The following is a 17,887-nucleotide window of genomic DNA, read 5'->3' as shown; positions in this document are numbered from 1 at the left end:
GGCCCTCAGGTCGCCTCGTCGTCGTGCGGCGGCCGCTCGCCGGGACGCAGGATCCGGTCGCGGGTGGGCGTCTCGGACTCCTCGAGGAGGTGGCGCCGCACCACGTCGCGGGGGTCGAGGCTGCGCAGGTCGACGTCGGAGAAGTCCTGGCCCAGCTCGCGCCCGAGGTCGTTCTTGGCGTTGTCGGCCATCCGCCGCACGGTGCGCACCATCTGAGCCGCCTGCTTGGCCATGCCCGGGAGCTTGTCGGGTCCGAACAGCAGCAGGCCGACCACGAGGATCAGGCCGATCTCCGGCCAGCCCATCCCGAACACGGCCGGTTCCTCAGAGTCGACCGACGGGCGCGAGACCGAGCTGCATCCCGGCCAGGCCGCGCGAACGGCCGGTGAGGGAGTCGGCCACCTGCAGCAGGATCTTCGCGGACTCGCTGTCGGGGTGGGTGGCGACGATCGGCAGGCCGTCGTCGCCGCCGATGCGCAGCTGCTCCTCGAGCGGCACCTTGCCGAGCACGGGCACGTCGTGGCCGAGCCGCTGGCCGAGGGTGCGTGCGACGGTCTCGGCGCCGCCGCTGCCGAAGACCTCGAGCCGCTCGCCCGCGGGCGTGAGCAGGTACGACATGTTCTCGATGACGCCGACCACGCGCTGGTGCATCATCGAGGCCATCGTCCCGGCCCGCTCAGCGACCTGGGCGGCCGCCTGCTGCGGCGTGGTGACCACGACGACCTCGGCGTTGGAGAGGTGCTGGCCGAGGCTGATGGCCATGTCACCGGTGCCCGGGGGCAGGTCGAGCAGCAGGGCGTCGAGGTCGCCCCAGAACACGTCGCTCAGCATCTGCACGAGCGCACGGTCGAGCATGGGTCCGCGCCACGCGACCACCTGGTCACGCTTGGGCTTGAGCATGCCGATGCTCATGACCTTGACGTCGGGCGCGTCCGGGGAGCCGGGGACCGCGACCGGCACCGGGAGGATCATGTCGTCGACCTGGGTGGGGCGACGGTCGCCGACGCCCATCATGTCGGGGATCGAGTGGCCGTAGATGTCGGCGTCGACGATGCCGACCTTCAGTCCGCGCTGCGCCATCGCCACGGCCAGGTTGACGGTGACGGAGGACTTGCCGACGCCGCCCTTGCCCGACGCGATCGCGTAGACCTTGGTGAGCGAGCCGGCCTGGGCGAAGGGGATCTCGCGCTCGGCCTGGCCGCCGCGCAGCATCTCGCGCATGCTCTTGCGCTGCTCGTCGGTCATGACGCCGAGGTCCACGTGCACGGTGTGCTGGGGGGCCACCTTCTGGACGGCCTCCGTGGTGTCACGGGTGAGCGTCTCCTTGAGGGGGCAGCCCGAGACGGTCAGCAGGATGCGCACGGTGATCGACGTGTCGTCGATCGTGATCGTGTCGACCATGCCGAGCTCGGTGACGGGACGCTTGATCTCGGGGTCGATCACGCTGCCGAGGGCCTCGCGGACCCGCTCCTCGGTGACGGACTCGTCGGTGACGGATGCCATGGGCCCCATCGTACGGGCGGGACCTGCGTCCCGGTCCCGCAGGCGAGCCTCACTGCTCGGTCGGCTCGCCGTCCTCGTCGTCGGGCGGGGTCTGCAGCGACTCCAGGAGGTCGCGCAGCTCCGATCGCAGGAAGTCGCGGGTGGCGACCTCACCGAGGCCGAGACGCAGGCTCGCGACCTCGCGGGCCAGGAACTCCATGTCGGCGTGGGACTGCGCGGTGGCGTGCCGGTCCTGCTCCTGCTGCACGCGGTCGCGGGCCTCCTGGCGGTTCTGCGCCAGCAGGATCAGCGGCGCGGCGTAGGACGCCTGCAGCGACAGCATGAGGGTCAGGAAGATGAACGGGTACTCGTCCCAGCGTGGACGGTCCGGACCCCACGGGACGTTCCAGACCACCCAGATGATGATGAGCAGCGTCATCCAGATGAGGAACTTGGCCGTGCCCATGAACCGGGCGAAGGTCTCCGCGAAGCGGCCGAACCGGTCGGTGTCGCCCGACCTCGGGCGCAGGGAGCGACGACGGTCGCGGGGCTGGTCGAGCCGCGCCCGCTCCTGGCGGGCCTGGTCGCGGTCGCCGCGGGAGCGCCCGATCTCGGGGCGTCGGCGTCGGCCGTCGGAGCGCTCAGCCACGGGTGGTCACCTCCGCCGGACGTGGGCTCGGATCACGCTCGCGCCAGCCCTCGGGAAGCAGGTGGTCGAGCACGTCGTCGATGGTGACGGCCCCGATGAGGTGGTTGTTCTCGTCGACCACGGGCAGCGCGAGCATGTCGTAGGAGGCCAGCAGGCTGGCGACCTGCTCGAGCGTCGCGTCGGGTCGGGGCCAGTCGATGTCGTTGTCGGCGAGCCCGCCGACGAGGGTCGACGGCGGTTCGCGCAGCAGCGCCTGCACGTGCACGATCCCGAGGAAGCGGCCGGTGGGCGTCTCGACGGGGGGCCGGCACACGTAGACCATCGAGGCCAGGGCCGGACCGATCTCGGGCTCACGGACCCGGGCGAGCGCCTCGGCGATCGTGGCGTCGGGCGGAAGGATGACCGGTTCGGTGGTCATCATGCCGCCGGCCGTCCGGTCCTCGTAGACCAGCAGTCGGCGGACGTCGTCGGCGTCCTCGGGCTCCATGAGGGCCAGCAGCTGCTCCGACGTGGCCGTCGGCAGCTCGCCGAGCAGGTCGGCGGCGTCGTCGGGGTCCATCTCCTCGAGCACGTCGGCGGCGCGCTCGGGATCGAGCACCCCCAGGATCTCCACCTGGACGGTGTCGGGAAGCTCCTCGAGGACGTCGGCGAGCCGCTCGTCCACCAGCTCGCCCACGATCTCGGTGCGCCGCTTGGCAGGAAGGTCGAGCAGGGCGTTCGCGAGGTCGGCCGGCCGCATCTCGTCCATCGTCGCGAGCAGGTGGGTCGCGCCCTGGGAGGCCTCCTCGCCCACCAGCCCGGTGACCTCGTCCCAGTCGACCACGTGGGTGGCACCGCGCCGACCGAAGCGCTTGCCCGTCTCCTGCACGGCGACGGTGCCGATGAACCAGTCGCGCCGGGTGTCCTGCTCCATGGCCAGGTCGTAGACCGTGCCGCCGCGCTGGTCGGGCAGGGACACCGTGCGGTCGAGGAGCTCGTGGATGGCGAGGGTCTCGCTGCTGCGCTTCTCGAAGCGGCGGACGTTGAGCACGCCGGTCGTGATGATCTGTCCCGAGTCGAGCGACGTGACCCGCCCGATCGGCAGGAAGACCCGACGCCGCCCCAGGACCTCCACGACCAGGCCCACCACACGGGGTCGCTGGCGGGCGGAGCGCACGGCCACCACGACGTCGCGCAGCTTGCCGACCTGGTCGCCCGCGGGGTCGAAGACCTCCTGCCCGACGATGCGGGACAGGAAGATGCGACCGGGGCTGGAGCTCACCCGCCCAGCCTAGTGCGAGCCGGGGAACGGTCGGGCCCCGTGGGGCGGTGGGCGCGCGCGACGTCGCCGTGTCTCGTATCCTGCGAGACGCACGTCACACGGGTCGCCGCCGCGCCCGTGAGATCGACCTAGGGGGACCATGTCCACGCACTTCCTCGACCGCGAGCGCACCGTCGCCGGACCCGGATTCAACCGGTGGCTGATCCCACCGGCTGCCCTGGCGGTGCACCTGTGCATCGGGCAGGTCTACGCGACGAGCGTCTACAAGGCCTCGCTCGTGCAGCACTTCGACACCAGCCTCACCGCGATCGGCATCGTCTTCTCGATCGCGATCGTCATGCTCGGTGTCTCGGCGGCCGTGTTCGGCACCTGGGTCGACTCCGGCGGTCCCCGTCGCGCCATGGTCGCCGCCGCGACCTGCTGGTCGGCGGGATTCCTGGTGGGGGCGCTCGGCATCGCGACCAGCCAGCTGTGGCTGCTCTACCTCGGGTACGGCGTGCTCGGCGGCATCGGCCTGGGCATCGGCTACATCTCGCCGGTCTCCACGCTCATCAAGTGGTTCCCGGACCGCCCGGGCCTGGCCACCGGAATGGCGATCATGGGCTTCGGTGGCGGCGCGATGATCGCGAGCCCTGTGTCCAGCACGCTCCTCGGCTGGTACGACTCGGCCTACGACACCGCGTCCGGCATCGCGTCGGGGCGGGCGGTGGCCCTGCTGTTCGTGACGCTCGGCCTGGGCTACCTGGTCGTCATGCTCTTCGGGGCCTGGCTGGTGAAGGTCCCGGCCGACGGGTGGGTCCCGCGGGGCTTCGACCCGTCCACCGTGAAGAAGAAGGCCCTCGTCACCACCGAGAGCGTGTCGGCGAACAACGCGGTCCGCACGCCGCAGTTCTGGCTGCTGTGGATCGTCCTGTTCTGCAACGTCACCGCGGGCATCGGCATCCTCGAGCAGGCCGCGCCGATGATCCAGGACTTCTTCCGCGAGGGCGAGGAGTCGAGCGTGGCTGCTGCTGCGGCCGCGGGCTTCGTCGGCTTCCTCTCGCTGTGCAACATGGCCGGTCGGTTCATCTGGTCGTCCACGTCCGACATCGTGGGGCGCAAGAACATCTACATGCTCTACCTCGGTCTAGGCATCGTGCTCTACGCGACGCTGGCACTCGGTGGGTCGACCTCGACGGTGCTGTTCGTCGTCCTGGCCGGCGGCATCCTCAGCTTCTACGGCGGCGGGTTCGCCACGATCCCGGCCTACCTGCGCGACCTCTTCGGCACGTTCCAGGTGGGTGCCATCCATGGGCGCCTGCTCACCGCGTGGTCGGCGGCCGGCGTGGCAGGCCCGCTCATCATCAACGGGTTCCTCGACGCGCGGGGCGAGCCGGGCGCCTTGACTGCGGCCGACTACCGCCCGGCGCTGCTCACCATGGTCGGCGTGCTGGTGGTGGGCTTCGTGGCCAACCTGCTCGTGCGCCCGGTCGCCTCGCGGTTCCACGAGCCCAAGGACGAGGGCAGCCGCACGGAGCCGACCGACCCGGCCGTGGCGACGGCCCCGGCCGCTGACGACACGACGGCCGAGGGCGTCACGCCGCTGGCCGTCGTGGCCTGGCTCGTGGTCGGGGTGCCGCTGGCCTACGGCGTGTACGAGACGGTGGTCAAGGCAGCGGCGCTGTTCTGACCCGGTGCACCCGCACCGAGCGTGTCAGTCGACGACGACGCGCTCGGGGTGGGTGTACACGTTGAACGTCGTGCCACGGGAGAAGCCGACGAGGGTCACGCCGAGCCGGTCCGCGAGGTCGACGGCGAGCGAGGAGGGTGCACTCACCGCGGCCAGCACGGGGACGCCGGCCATCGCGGCCTTCTGCACGAGCTCGAACGACGCCCGGCCCGACACCTGCAGCACCGAGCCGGTCAGGGGCAGGCGATCCTCGCGGAGCGCCTGGCCGACCACCTTGTCGACGGCGTTGTGGCGCCCCACGTCCTCGCGCACCGCGAGGGCCTCGCCGGTGGACGAGAAGAGTCCGGCCGCGTGCAGCCCACCCGTGCGCTCGAACACCGCCTGCTGGTCGCGCAGCAGGTCGGGAAGGGCGCCGAGCACCTTCGCCTCGACCCGCACGGCGTCGGCCGACACGTCGAAGGCGGAGGTCGTGGCCACGGCGTCGATGGAGGCGAGCCCGCACACCCCGCACGAGCTGGACGTGTAGACGTTCCGCTCGCGGCTGGCCGCCACGACCCCGCCGGCACCGGTGACGCCCACATCGATGACGTTGTAGGTGTTCTCGTCGAGGTCCGGCGCGCAGTAGATCATCGTGCGCAGGTCGGCCGGGCTCGTGACGACACCCTCGGAGACGAGGAAGCCGGCGACGAGGTCGAAGTCGTGGCCGGGCGTGCGCATGGTGACGGCGAACGACGTGCCACCCACGCGGATCTCGAGCGGCTCCTCGGCCGCGAGGGAGTCGTGGCGGGGCGTGGCGCCCACGCCCACCTCCACCCGCAGGATCCGGCGGCGCTGCACGGGCTTGGTCATGCCGGGTCCTCGGTCGTCGCCGAGACCTCCGCGAGGGCCGCGGCCCGATCCGTCGCACGCTGCACCGCGTCGGTGCCACCACCGGCCAGGCCAGCGGCGTACCCGACGAGGAAGGTCGTCAGGGGCGCGGCGGGACGCACGACGGCGTGCGCGGCGACAGCCGCCAGGTCCAGCACCTGCGTCACGTCGGTCCCGGGGTCGTCCACGCCCAGCTCGGCGCACAGGGCGTGCCACCAGGTCTGCATCGTCTCGTCGCGGTCGCTCACGGTCGGTCCTCCTGGAGGGTCCTGAGGTCGTCGGGGGTGTCGAGGTCGTGGGTCGCTCCCGCCGGTGCGGGCGCAAGGGTCACGTCGAGGTGTGCGAACACGCTGTGCAGCGACGCGTCCGCGAGGTCAGGAAGGTCCCTCACGGTGCGTGCGGCGTCGGGGGAGAGCAGGGCCGACGTCCAGTGCGCCCGGCCGCTCTCGTCGGCGAGGACACGCGCGCCCCCGCCGAGCGGGGCAGAGAGCAAGGTGTCGACGAGCGCGGCCGCGCGGGGCAGGTCGGCCGCCAGCACCACCACGGGGAGGTCGTCGGGAAGAGCCCGCAGCCCGGCCTGGAGGCCGGCCGCAGGACCGGCGCCGGCCGGCTCCTCGCGGGTCCACCGCACGGGTCGCGGCGTGGGCCGCTCCGGGCCGACGACCACCACGGCCGCCTCCGTCGGCAGGGCGGCGAGCGCGTGGTCCAGCAGGGCCCGTCCGTCGACCACGGCGCGCGTCTTATCGGTCCCGTCCCACCGCCGACTGGTGCCACCGGCCAGCACGACCGCCCCGACGGCGGACCTCGGTGCGCCCGTCACGAGAGGTGCAAGGGCTCCGGGTTGGGACGGGACCGGTGCTCGGTGTCGCTCTCGGTCGCGTCCTGCGTGCCGTCCGCGCCCTCGCCGTCACGTGTCGCCGAGGGAGGGACGAGCCGGATGACCACGGACTTCGAGGTCGGGGTGTTGCTGTGCTCGGCCACCGAGTCGAGCGGCACCAACGGGTTGGTCTCCGGGTAGTAGGCCGCCGCCGTGCCGCGCGGGGTGTCGTAGGAGACGATGCGGAACCCGGGCGCCACGCGGTCGACGTCGTCGTCCTCCCAGTGAGTGACGAGGTCGACGACGTCGCCCTCGTTCCACCCGAGCGCGGCCACGTCGTCGGGGTGCACCATGACCACGCGGCGCGCGTCCTCGATGCCGCGGTAACGGTCGCTGAGCCCGTAGATCGTGGTGTTGAACTGGTCGTGGCTGCGCAGGGTCTGCAGCAGCAGGTGGCCGTCGGGCACGTGGAGCACCTCGATCGGCGACACCGCGATCTCGCCCTTGCCGCTCGTGGTGCGGAACGTGCGCGAGTCCCGGGGCGGGTGGGGGAGCACGAAGCCGCCCGGCCGGTCCACCTTGCGCTCGTAGTCCTCGCAGCCCGGCACGACGCGTGAGATGTGTCCGCGGATGATGCCGTAGTCCTCGGCCATCGCGTCCCAGTCGATGCCGTGCACGTCGCTCCCGTCGTCCTGGCGCAGCGTGGCCCGGGCGATGCCGCAGACGATCGCGGTCTCCGAGCGCAGCTCGGGGCTCGCCGGCTCGAGGGGGCCGCGCGAGGCGTGCACCGACGACATGGAGTCCTCGACGGTCACGAACTGAGGACCCGACGCACGCACGTCGATCTCCGTGCGCCCCAGGGTCGGCAGGATGAGGGCGGTCTCGCCGTGCGTGAGGTGGGACCGGTTGATCTTCGTCGACACGTGCACGGTCAGCTCGGCCTTGCGCAGCGCCTCGGCGGCGACGTCGGTGTCGGAGACCGCGTGGACGAAGTTGCCCCCGAGGCCCATGAACACCCTCGCCTTGCCGTCACGCAGCGCGCGGACGGCGTCGACGGTGTCGTAGCCGTGCTCGCGGGGCGGGTCGAAGCCGAACTCGGCCTGGAGCGCGTCGAGGAAGTGGTCGGGTGCCTTCTCCCAGATGCCCATCGTGCGGTCGCCCTGCACGTTGGAGTGACCTCGCACGGGGCAGACGCCCGCACCTCGCTTGCCGATGTCGCCGCGCACCAGCGCGAGGTTGACGACCTCCTTGATGGTCGCCACGGCGTTGCGGTGCTGCGTGAGACCCATGGCCCAGCAGTAGATGGTGGCGTCGGAGTCGGCGATCATGCGCGCCGCCTCCTCGATCTGCTCCCGCGACAGACCGGTCGCGGCGGCGACGACGTCCCAGTCCAGCGCGCGGACGTGCTCGGCCCAGGCGTCGTAGCCGGCGGTGTACTGCTCGACGAAGGCGCTGTCGACCGCCCCCCACTGCTCGAGCAGGTGGCCGATGGCCTGGAAGAGGGCGAGGTCGCCGTTGATGCGGATCGGCAGGTGCAGGTCGGCGATCGGCGTGCCGCGACCCACGACGCCGCGCGGCTTCTGCGGGTTGCGGAAGTTGACCAGGCCGGCCTCGCGGAGCGGGTTGATCGAGATGATCTTGGCGCCACGTCGCTTGGCGATCTCCAGCGCCGACAGCATGCGCGGGTGGTTCGTGCCCGGGTTCTGGCCGGCGATGACGATGAGCTCGGCGTCGTAGATGTCGCGCAGGCTGACGCTGCCCTTGCCGATGCCGATGGACTCGGCGAGCGCCACGCTGGTCGACTCGTGGCACATGTTCGAGCAGTCGGGCAGGTTGTTCGTGCCGAAGGCACGGATGAACAGCTGGTACACGAAGGCGGACTCGTTCGACGCGCGACCGGACGTGTAGAAGATCGCCTCGTCGGGGGAGTCGAGTCCCGTCAGGTGCTGCGCGACGAGCGCGAACGCGTCGTCCCACCCGATCTGCTCGTAGTGCGTGCCGCCCGGTCGCTTGACCATGGGGTGGGTGATCCGGCCCTGCTGGCCGAGCCAGTACTCGTCGTGGGCGTCGAGGTCGGCGATGGAGTGCCGGGCGAAGAACTCCGGCGTGGCCCGGGCCCGGGTGGCCTCCTCGGCGACGGCCTTGGCGCCGTTCTCGCAGAACTCCGCGGCGTGGCGCTCGTCGGGGTCGGGGTCGGGCCAGGCGCACGACATGCAGTCGAAGCCGTCGGCCTGGTTGAGCTTGAGCAGGGTCTGCCCGGTGCGCTTCGGCCCCATGTGGGACAGGGCGCGCTCCATCGAGACCCGGACGGCCGTGACGCCGGCGGCGGCGTCCTTGGGGGCGTGGACCTCCAGGCCGCTCTCGTCCTGGACGCCGAAGCCCGCGACGACCTGCGCGTCACCTGCTCCGGGTGCGTGCGGCGTGGACGAAGAAGTGCTCACGGTGGTCCTCCCGATGCGTGGCGGCGGTCACCTTCGACCGTACCCGCTCGGGGTCGGAGCCGCCTCGCGTGTGGGGAGGGCGCCGCTCAGACGGCGGCGACGCCGGTGCGCCGGCTGCTGCGTCGCCGAGGCGCGGCGACGGTGTCCTGCTCCGGGGCCTGAGCCTGCTGCGCGCTGAGGCCGGTGACGAAGTCGCCGATCTCCTCGATCGCCGCCCGTGCCTCCGGCACCCACGACGCGGCAGCCTGGAAGACGTGCACCTGGCGGTCCCAGACCTGCAGGTCGACGGGAACGCCGGCCTGCACCAGCCGTGCGGCCATGTGCTCGGCGTCGGCGAGCAGGATCTCGCGGGACCCGATCTGGATGAGGGCCGGTGGCATGTCCTCGAGGGGCATGTCGACCGGGCAGGTCCGCTGTCCGTGGATGCCGCGGCGCGTGTCCATGCGCAGCGAGACCTCGGTGAACTTCTCGAGGGCACGCAGCGGGAAGGTCTGGCAGCGGTCGGCGTTGCGGTGCTGGCGCTTGCGGGTGGCGTCGACGTCGAGCAGGGGCGAGATGGCCACCACGCCCGCGGGGCGGCCCAGACCGGCGTCGAGCACGGCGCGAGCCACGCTGAAGGCCAGGTAGCCGCCGGCGGAGTCGCCGGTGATGGTGACGTCCTCGGCACGGTAGCCCTGGTCGAGCAGCCAGCGGAACGCGTCGACGCCGTCGGCGACCGACTCGGCGATCGGCTCGTAGGGCATCTGGCGGTAGCCGACGTTGAGCACCGGCTGGCCGGACGCGTCTGAGATGCGCGAGACGAGTCGGCGGTGCGTGTTCAGCCCGCAGGTGAGGAACGCGCCGCCGTGGAAGTACAGGATCACCTTGGGGTTGCCGCCGTGGATGTCGCGCACGTCCCGCGCGAGCACCAGCTCGCTGCCGCAGCGCGCGAGGTCGACCGTGCGCCAGCTCGTCCCCTCCTGCACCGGCAGGAGCCGAGCGGCGTGCTCCAGCAGGTTGGGCGGGAAGAGGTCGAACGGCAGGCGCGTCCACAGGTCGAGGAGCGGGCGGACCGTGTGCCGCAGGCCCAGACCGAGGACCTGGGACTGCAGGCTCGCGCCCTCGACGAACCGAGCCTCGGCCGCCAACGACAGGTGGCCCACGGCCCCGGCTCGAGCGGATCGGCGATCCGTGGTGCTCCCCATGTGACTCTCCCGTCGTCATGCAGTGTTCACGAATATGTCACACCCGGTGACCTGCGCCACACGAGGTCGTTACCTTAGCGGCAGCCCTTCCTCTGCCGCAGGAGATTGATCGCATGCCCTTCATGCCCCCCACGGACTCGATGTTCCTGCTGGCGGAGTCCCGTGAGCACCCCATGCACGTCGGTGGGCTGCAGCTGTTCCAGCCCCCGGAGGGCGCCGGCCCGGAGTTCGTGCGCGACCTCGTCGAGGGGTTCCGCTCGGTCGACCACATCTCGCCGACGTTCCGCAAGAGGCCTGCCGAGCCCGTCGGCCTCGTGGGCCAGACGTGGTGGGCGCAGGACGACGTCATCGACCTGGAGTACCACGTCCGTCACTCGGCGGTCCCGCCGCCGGGGCGGATCCGCGAGCTGCTCCAGCTCACGTCACGCTGGCACGGGTCGCTCCTGGACCGGCACCGCCCGCTGTGGGAGACGCACGTGGTCGAGGGCCTGCAGGACGGCCGGTTCGCCGTGTACAGCAAGGTCCACCACTCGATGGTCGACGGCGTCTCGGCGCTGCGGCTCATGCAGCGCTCCCTCAGCGAGGACCCGGAGCGGCGCGACTGCGTGCCGCCGTGGGCCCTCCCGTCCCGGCAGCGGCCGACCACGGAGGTGTCCCGACGGCTGCCCGACCCCCTCGGCGTGCTCCGGGGCGGTCTGGCGGTGGCCGAGGACGTGGCCGGGCTCCTGCCGGCCTCGATGCGGATCGTCAACCAGATCGTCCGCGAGGGCGACGTCACCCTGCCGCGAGCGCCCAAGACCATCCTCAACGGTCCGGTGGGTGGTGCACGTCGGTTCGCGGCCCAGTCGTGGGAGATCGAACGGATCAAACGGGTCGCCAAGTCCTCCGCCACCACGCTCAACGACGTCGTGCTGGCGATGGTGGCCGGTGCGCTCAGGGAGTACCTGCTCGAGCAGAACGCCCTGCCCGACGACCCGATGACCGCCATGGTTCCCGTCTCCCTGGCGCTGCGGGCCGAGTCGGCCGGGTCGACCGAGGAGGCGACCGGCAACTCGGTCGGCGTGATCGTGGTGAACCTGGCCACCGACGTCGAGAACGGTGCGACCCGCCTGGAGGAGATCGCCTACTCGTCCAAGCGGGCCAAGAAGATCCTCGGTGGCCTGTCCCCGACGCAGATCCTCGCCTTCTCCGCCCTGCAGATGGCGCCGTTGGCCCTCACGCCCGTGCCCGGCTTCGTCCGGTACACGCACCCGCCGTTCAACGTCGTGATCTCCAACGTGCCCGGGCCGACGAGCCCGATGTACTACAACGGCGCCAAGCTCGACGGCATGTACCCGGTCTCGATCGTGCTGGACGGGCAGGCCATCAACGTGACGCTGTGCAGCCGGGACCGCTACCTGGACTTCGGCATCATCGGGTGCCGACGAAGCGTGCCGCACCTGCAGCGTCTGCTCACCCACCTCGAGACGTCGCTCGCCGAGCTCGAGACGGCCTGGGGCTGACCGGGGGCCGTCCTCCCGGGTCTCGGGGAGGACGGCCCGTCGGCGGGTGACCGGTCCGGTCCGGGTCAGCAGTCCGGGCGGTCGACGAACTGAGAGCCGTCCCAGTACTTCGAGTCCGTGAGCTCGCGGTTGGTGAAGTCCACCTCCGCGGAGCCGCCGATCTCGCCCAGCAGCTCGCCGCTGATGTTGATGCCGTAGGTGTTCGGGTCCTGGGAGTAGGTGTTCTCCGTCATCGTGCCGAAGTCGCGGGCGGCGTTGATGAAGTTGCTCGTCGCCAGCGGGTTGCCCGTCAGAGCCGCCAGGATCGGGGCGTCCTGGAGCGGGTCGCCCGTCAGCGGCACGGTGGCCTGGTACTCCTTGTAGGTCTGGTCGTCGGAGTTGGAGGCGATGTCGCCGGCGTCGGCGCCGTAGGACACGCCCATGGTGAGCGTGACGCTCTCGGGCTTGCCGTCCTCGTCCATGTTGAGTGCGTAGAGACCGTCGCCCGATGCCGTGGCCGAGGCGTCGACCCCGGTGAAGGTGCCGAAGGCGTCACCCTTGACGGAGCTGCGGTAGTAGGCCACGTAGCCGTCGGGGGTGGTCTTCGCGCCGAGGTAGGCGCCGGCCTCGACCCGCACCCCGGCGCCGACGACGATGTTCGACGCCGAGGCCGACGCGTTGCCCTCGATGCCACCCTCCACGAACTCCTCGTCGGCGTCGGGCACGCCGTCGACGAACTGGTCGAGCAGGCTGTTCAGCGGGTTGGGCGGGCCCTCGATGTCGCCCAGGATGGGGATCTTGTTGATGCCCGGGACGTCGGCCGGACCGGGGATCTCGGGGGCGACGGAGTCCTTGATCTGGTCGGCCAGGAGCCCGTTGAGGATGTCGTCGACCCCCGCCTCGTCGTCGGCGTACCAGGTCCGACCGGTCCGCCCGGCGAGGAGGGCCTCGGCGGTGGCCGAGGCGACGGCGCCGTACTTCTTGCCGTCGAGGGTCACGCTGACGTCGATGCCGGGCCCCACGCCGATCCCGACCTTGCCGAGGTCGACCTCGGAGACGCGGTACGTCCCGTCGGACAGCTCCTCGACGAGCAGCTCCTTGCCGACGGCGACGGTCACGATGAAGGACCCGGTGACCTTGACGCTGCCCTTGTCCGAGCCCACCACGCACGGGGCGTCGGGGATGCGCTCCTCGGGTGTGGGGGTCTCGCGCGGCGGCTCGCAGTCACCGCCGCCGGCGATGTTCAGGATCTGGCAGATCCGGTAGGACACCTCGGCCTTGAGCTGCGGGCTGGTCTGGACGATCGTGCCCGTGGTCGCGAGCACGAGGATCGAGGCGAGCACGATGACGCCGACGAGCTCGAGGGAGCCTTGGCCGCGCTCGGAGCGGCGGGTGCGAAGGAACATGTCGAGGGCCTGTCAGGTGAGATCCGGGGGGGTGCCGCGAGCGTAGGAAGCCCGGCGACTCGGGCGCCCGGGCCCTGGGACCCCGCCGGGTCCCATCGAGGGCCCAGCCCACGAGGGCCCCGCGCGGCGCGACGACGGCGCCCCTCCCTCTGCGGGAAGGACGCCGCCGTCGCGGGTGCCGTGCTTCGAGGCTCAGCAGTCGGGGCGGTCCACGAGCGCGTTGCCGTCCCAGTACTGGGAGTCCTCGAGCTCGCGGGTCGTGAAGTCGCCCTTCACCGATCCGCCGTAGTCGCCGATGAGGGACCCTCCGATCGTGAGCCCATAGGTGTTCGGATCCTGGGAGTAGGTGTTCCGGGTGATCGTGCCGTCCTCCTTGGCCCGGTCGATGAAGCTCTGCAGCATGGCCGGGTTGGTCATCTCGGCCAGGATCTGGGCGTCCTCGAGCGCGTTGCCCGTCAGGGGGACGTTCATCTGGGTCTCGACGTACTTCTGGTCGTCGGTGTTGGAGCCGAGGTCGCCCGTCTCGGCGGCCAGCGTGTAGCCCGTGGTGAGCGTGACGCTCTCGGGCTTGCCGTCCTTGTCGAGGTTGACCGCGAACAGCGCCTCGCCCGAGGCTCCTGCCGACGCGTCGTCGAGACCCGCGGTGGCGAAGACGCTGCCGCCGACCTTGCCCTTGTAGTAGGCCGTGTAGCCGTCCTTCGTCTTCTTGGCACCGAGGTACACGCCGAGGTTGACCTCGCCGCCCGCGCCGGCGGTGATGCCCGAGATCGAGGCTCCGGCGTTGCCCTCGAGCCCGCCCTCGACGAACTCCTCGTCGGGCTCGGGCAGGTCGCCGATGATCTGCTCGAGGATCGCGCGGGTGGGGTTCGGCGGACCGCCGATGTCGCGGATGCCGGGAAGACCGCCGACGATCGGGATGTCCTTCGGGCCGGGCAGGTCGGGAGCGACCGTGTCGAGCACCTCCTCGGCGATGAGGCCGTTGAGGATGTCGTCGACCTCTCCCTGGTCGTCGGCGTTCCACGTGCGTCCGGTCTGGCCGGCGAGGATCGCGTCGGCCGTGGCGATGGCCACGGCGCCGTACTTCTTGCCGTCGAGAGTCACGCTCACGTCGAGTCCCGGCCCGACACCGATGCCCACCTTGCCGAGGTCGACCTCGGTCACGCGGAACGTCCCGTCGGAGAGCTCCTCGATGAGCAGCTGCTTGCCCGCCGTCACGGAGACGACGAACGCACCCGTCACCTCGACGCTGCCCTGCTGGGATCCCACGACGCACGGCTCGTCCGGCAGTCGGTCCTCGGGGGACCGGGGGGCGTCCGGGGCCTCGCAGTCGCCGCCGCCGGCGATGTTGAGGATCTGGCAGATCCGGTAGGACACCTCGGCCTTGAGCTGAGGGCTGGTCTGGACGATCGTGCCGGTGGTGGCCAGCACGAGGATCGAGGCCAGGACGATCACGCCGACCAGCTCGAGTGAGCCCTGACCGCGCTCGGAGCGCCGCTTGAGGAACATGGTGACGACCTGTCGAGTGGTGTTGGGGGGAGAGGAGCAACGCCAGGATAGGGACCTCCTGCCCTGTCACACCCGGGCCCGTGGGCCCGGTACGGGCCCTAGGTGGACCCAGATCGGCGCCCGCGACCCACCCGTCAGCAGTCCGGGCGGTCGGCCATGCGGGTGCCGTCCCAGTACTGCGCCTCCTGGAGGTCGCGCGTGGTCAGGTCGCCGGAGATGTCGATGCCGATCTTGGGGCCCAGACCGGCCTCGCCGCTGTAGCCGTAGGTGTTTGAGTCGTCCTCGAAGACGCTGCGCGTGACCGTGCCGCGTTCCTGCGCCTCCCGGACGAAGTCGTCCGCGGTCAGCGGGTTGCCGAGCATCGCGAGGACGCGAGCGTCCTCCGTGACGTCACCGGTGAGCGGGATCTCGACGGTGACCTCGGTGTACTGGTCCGCGTCGCCCTCGGTCGTGTACTGGATGTCCGCCTTGCCGGCGATGCCGGAGGTGACCTTGACCGACGTGGGCTTGCCGCTCGAGTCCGTGTTGATCTCGATGAGGCCGTCGACCTTGCCGTTGAGCTGGCCCTCGGCGACGAGGAGGGTGCCGAACGCACTGCCCTCGAGCTCGGTCCGGTAGTAGGCGGTGTAGCCGTCAGGCGTCTTCTTGCCTCCGAGGTAGCCGCCCAGCGAGACGTCCGCCCCGGCGCCCGCCACGATCGCGGTGGCGGAGGCCCCGGCCTCGCCCTCGATGCCGCCCTCGATGAACTGCTCGTCCGGATCGGGCAGGTCGCCGCCGACGAGGTCCTTCGCGACGCTGTTGATCGGGTTGGGCACGAGCCCGAGGATCTTCTTGGGCGCGACCGCGTCGACGACCTTGCCCTTGGTCATGGTGCTCATCAGGTCGTCGAGCTCGTCCTGGTCCTTGGCGTACCAGGTGTTGCCCTTCTCGCCGGCCAGGAGGGCCGAGGCGTCGGCGGACGCACCGTAGCCGTAGTCGACGCCGTCGATCGTCACCGTGTTCTCGGCGCCGACGCCCGCCGTCACCCCCAGGCCCCCGGAGTCGACCTCGGTCACCTTGAACGAGCCGTCCGACATCTCCTCGACCATGTACTTCTTGCCCGCGTTGCCGGTGAAGAACGTGAACGAGCCGCCCACGCTCGCCTCCGTGCTCGTCGAGCCGGCCAGGCACGGGTCGTCGGGCAGCCGGTCCTCCGGGCTGGGCACCTCGGCCTCCCCGGGCGCCTCGCAGCTGCCGCCGCCGGCGAAGTTCAGGATCTGGCAGATCCGGTACGAGACCTCCGACTTGAGCTGTGGGCTGGTCTGCACGATCGCGCCCGTGGTGGCGAGGACGAGGATCGACGCGAGGATGATGACGCCGACCATCTCGAGGGAGCCTTGACCGCGGTCGGGGCGTCGGGGCGAGAGCAACATGGGTGAGACCTGTCCGTGGGGATCAGAGGGAGATGACGATGCTGGAGACGAGGACCAGTGCGACGAGGGCGACGACCAGCAGCCCGGCTCCGATGTAGACGAAGATCCGGCCACCCTGGACGAACGTGTCGATGGCGCCCCGCGAGGGTCGCTGGGGGTCGTAGAGGACGGGCACGGCCGTCCCGGGCGAGGGCCCGAGTGGCTGCTTGACCGATGAGGTGTGCTGGTGCACCTCGCCGTGCTGGTCCTGCCACTGGAAGGTGGGGTAGATGGAGGTCGTGCCGCGGTCGGCGCGGCCCGTCCGCCGATCGACGACCACCCCCGTCGTCCGTGTCCACCCGCGCATCATCCGGGTGCGGACGATGCCGATCGTCAGGAACACGGTCCCGAGCAGTGCCGGGATCCCTGCGGCGAGGACGGGCGCGAGCGCGGCATCGGACACGGGTCAGCCCTTGGAGGCCTCGGCCTTGACGACGACGGTCGACAGGACCTCGGCGGGTACGTCCTCGGAGTCCGCGGACAACGCGGTGACCTGCACCTGGGTGCCGTCCGCCAGGTCGAGGACCAGCGTGCGTGTGGCCAGCTCGGGCGTCACGGCGGGCGAGGCGGAGGCCGACGGAGAGGCGGTGGGGATCGGCGCCTGAGCCTCGTACTCGAGGAAGTAGGCGCTCGAGGCCTTCGGCCAGACGATCTCCTGCGGCTCGATGTTGCGTCCGCCGAGCGTGGCCATGGCCGAGATGGCGAGGGCCTGGGCCGCCTTGTCGGCCGGCTGCTGCGGGTCGGTGATGACCCGGACGTCGACGCCGCCGGTGGCGATGCCGTCCTGGACCTGGCCGCGCCAGACGGTGGACGTGATGTTGTCGGCGGGCTGGGCCTCGGGCTGCTTGTCCCAGTCCGAGGGAACGGCGATGCTGACGGCGCCCAGGTCCGTCTCGGTGAAACCGGACGGCGTGCCGTCGGCGGGCTGGATGACCTGGTCGTCGGGCACGGTGGCGGTTCCCTCGGAGTCGGAGTCGGAGCCCGAGCAGGCGCTCAGGGCGAAGGCGGTCGCGACGAGTGCGGCAGCGAGTCGGAGGTTCATGGGACTCATCGTCTCATCGCACCGCGTTGCCGCTGGTGCGGCTCAGCGCGAGCACGAGGAGGAAGGCGACACCGGCCCACAGGACGAGGTCGACGAGCGCGGCCGCCAGAGGGAGGTCGCTGACGAGCTGCCCGGCGAACGACGCCCCAGCCCAGCTGGAGAAGTTGAAGACCCAGCCGATGACGAGGCCCAGGAACAGACCTTCGGGGGCGTCGTCGGGGCGCATGCGGGTCCACCAGATGAAGGCTGTCACGGCGAGCGCGGCGATGACGAGGAAGCTGCGCGTGATGACGCCGCTGGTGACCGAGGCCTGGTCGACGGCGACCACACCTGCGATGACCGCGGCGACCATGGTCAGGACACCGGCCGTCAAGGCAGTGCCGAGGACGATCATCGGTCGCATGGTGGCTCCTAGGAAGAGGGCGACCCCGCAGGGTCGTGGTCGTGGCGAGAGGGACGTCAGGAGGGGAGAGCCGGCAGCTGCCGCGCTCTCCCCGTCCCGATGGGCTGGTGTCAGCCGGCGTTGAGGATCTCGGAGATCTTCTCCTGGATCTTGCCGGTGATCTCGCCGGGGTTGATGGCGGCGACGATGGCGCCGACGAGCAGGGCGGCGATCACGACGATGCCGACG

Annotated in this window: 17 protein-coding genes; 2 read left to right on the top strand and 15 right to left on the bottom strand. The window is 71.2% G+C overall.

Translation table 11 applies throughout. The features are described from left to right. Positions 1 to 5 precede the first annotated feature (5 nt). The 4 genes from ASF35_RS13770 to ASF35_RS13755 are packed head-to-tail and all read right to left on the bottom strand — an operon-like array spanning position 6 to position 3,392. Positions 6 to 305: a sec-independent translocase gene (locus tag ASF35_RS13770; RefSeq protein WP_235492879.1), complete on the bottom strand. Its 300-nt coding sequence runs from the start codon at positions 303 to 305 to the stop codon at positions 6 to 8. 19 nt (positions 306 to 324) lie between these two features. Next, positions 325 to 1,512, bottom strand: coding sequence for an Mrp/NBP35 family ATP-binding protein (locus tag ASF35_RS13765; RefSeq protein WP_369797019.1), 1,188 nt, complete (start codon positions 1,510 to 1,512; stop codon positions 325 to 327). A gap of 40 nt (positions 1,513 to 1,552) precedes the next feature. Then, on the bottom strand, positions 1,553 to 2,092 hold the full coding sequence (locus tag ASF35_RS13760) for a DUF1003 domain-containing protein (protein WP_055970175.1): 540 nt from the start codon (positions 2,090 to 2,092) through the stop codon (positions 1,553 to 1,555). A 31-nt stretch (positions 2,093 to 2,123) separates the two neighbouring features. After that, positions 2,124 to 3,392, bottom strand: coding sequence for a magnesium transporter MgtE N-terminal domain-containing protein (locus tag ASF35_RS13755; protein WP_055968661.1), 1,269 nt, complete (start codon positions 3,390 to 3,392; stop codon positions 2,124 to 2,126). 139 nt (positions 3,393 to 3,531) lie between these two features. Between ASF35_RS13755 and ASF35_RS13750 the strand changes: the two genes are divergently transcribed. Continuing rightward, positions 3,532 to 5,061, top strand: coding sequence for an OFA family MFS transporter (locus ASF35_RS13750; RefSeq protein ID WP_055968658.1), 1,530 nt, complete (start codon positions 3,532 to 3,534; stop codon positions 5,059 to 5,061). 24 nt (positions 5,062 to 5,085) lie between these two features. Here ASF35_RS13750 and fdhD read toward each other — a convergent pair whose 3' ends face one another. The 5 genes from fdhD to ASF35_RS13725 all read right to left on the bottom strand — a co-directional run bounded on the left by fdhD (position 5,086) and on the right by ASF35_RS13725 (position 10,370). Next, positions 5,086 to 5,910, bottom strand: coding sequence for a formate dehydrogenase accessory sulfurtransferase FdhD (fdhD, locus tag ASF35_RS13745; RefSeq protein ID WP_055968656.1), 825 nt, complete (start codon positions 5,908 to 5,910; stop codon positions 5,086 to 5,088). After that, positions 5,907 to 6,176 (bottom strand): DUF6457 domain-containing protein, encoded by a 270-nt coding sequence (locus ASF35_RS13740; RefSeq protein WP_082480458.1) that lies wholly within the window; start codon positions 6,174 to 6,176, stop codon positions 5,907 to 5,909. The genes fdhD and ASF35_RS13740 overlap by 4 nt, the downstream gene beginning before the upstream one ends. Next, positions 6,173 to 6,712: a molybdenum cofactor guanylyltransferase gene (locus tag ASF35_RS13735; protein ID WP_255353960.1), complete on the bottom strand. Its 540-nt coding sequence runs from the start codon at positions 6,710 to 6,712 to the stop codon at positions 6,173 to 6,175. The genes ASF35_RS13740 and ASF35_RS13735 overlap by 4 nt, the downstream gene beginning before the upstream one ends. A 32-nt stretch (positions 6,713 to 6,744) precedes the next feature. Then, on the bottom strand, positions 6,745 to 9,186 hold the full coding sequence (locus ASF35_RS13730; protein WP_369797018.1) for an FdhF/YdeP family oxidoreductase: 2,442 nt from the start codon (positions 9,184 to 9,186) through the stop codon (positions 6,745 to 6,747). A gap of 86 nt (positions 9,187 to 9,272) precedes the next feature. Beyond that, on the bottom strand, positions 9,273 to 10,370 hold the full coding sequence (locus ASF35_RS13725) for an alpha/beta hydrolase (RefSeq protein ID WP_156364641.1): 1,098 nt from the start codon (positions 10,368 to 10,370) through the stop codon (positions 9,273 to 9,275). 113 nt (positions 10,371 to 10,483) lie between these two features. On the opposite strand from ASF35_RS13725, the gene ASF35_RS13720 reads away from it, so the two are divergent. Further along, on the top strand, positions 10,484 to 11,872 hold the full coding sequence (locus tag ASF35_RS13720; protein WP_082495527.1) for a wax ester/triacylglycerol synthase family O-acyltransferase: 1,389 nt from the start codon (positions 10,484 to 10,486) through the stop codon (positions 11,870 to 11,872). A gap of 65 nt (positions 11,873 to 11,937) precedes the next feature. Here the strand turns inward: ASF35_RS13720 and ASF35_RS13715 are convergent, their stop codons facing one another. The 6 genes from ASF35_RS13715 to ASF35_RS13690 all read right to left on the bottom strand — a co-directional run bounded on the left by ASF35_RS13715 (position 11,938) and on the right by ASF35_RS13690 (position 17,659). After that, positions 11,938 to 13,257: a hypothetical protein gene (locus tag ASF35_RS13715; RefSeq protein ID WP_055968649.1), complete on the bottom strand. Its 1,320-nt coding sequence runs from the start codon at positions 13,255 to 13,257 to the stop codon at positions 11,938 to 11,940. Positions 13,258 to 13,449: 192 nt separating this feature from the next. Then, the gene (locus ASF35_RS13710; RefSeq protein ID WP_055968646.1) at positions 13,450 to 14,763 is read right to left on the bottom strand and encodes a hypothetical protein; all 1,314 of its coding nucleotides are present in this window, start codon (positions 14,761 to 14,763) and stop codon (positions 13,450 to 13,452) included. 134 nt (positions 14,764 to 14,897) lie between these two features. Continuing rightward, a complete protein-coding gene (locus ASF35_RS13705; RefSeq protein ID WP_055968644.1) occupies positions 14,898 to 16,175 on the bottom strand; it encodes a hypothetical protein in 1,278 nt (425 codons plus the stop codon). Positions 16,176 to 16,197: 22 nt separating this feature from the next. Beyond that, on the bottom strand, positions 16,198 to 16,617 hold the full coding sequence (locus ASF35_RS13700; protein ID WP_055968642.1) for a DUF3592 domain-containing protein: 420 nt from the start codon (positions 16,615 to 16,617) through the stop codon (positions 16,198 to 16,200). 3 nt (positions 16,618 to 16,620) lie between these two features. Further along, positions 16,621 to 17,256 (bottom strand): hypothetical protein, encoded by a 636-nt coding sequence (locus tag ASF35_RS13695; RefSeq protein WP_055968640.1) that lies wholly within the window; start codon positions 17,254 to 17,256, stop codon positions 16,621 to 16,623. A 13-nt stretch (positions 17,257 to 17,269) separates the two neighbouring features. Further along, on the bottom strand, positions 17,270 to 17,659 hold the full coding sequence (locus ASF35_RS13690) for a hypothetical protein (protein WP_055968638.1): 390 nt from the start codon (positions 17,657 to 17,659) through the stop codon (positions 17,270 to 17,272). Positions 17,660 to 17,887 lie beyond the last annotated feature (228 nt).

The sequence above is a fragment of the Aeromicrobium sp. Leaf291 genome, assembly GCF_001423365.1.
Lineage (GTDB): Bacteria > Actinomycetota > Actinomycetes > Propionibacteriales > Nocardioidaceae > Aeromicrobium.
Note: the sequence above shows the minus strand (reverse complement) of the source record. Positions and strands in the feature narration are given on the sequence as shown.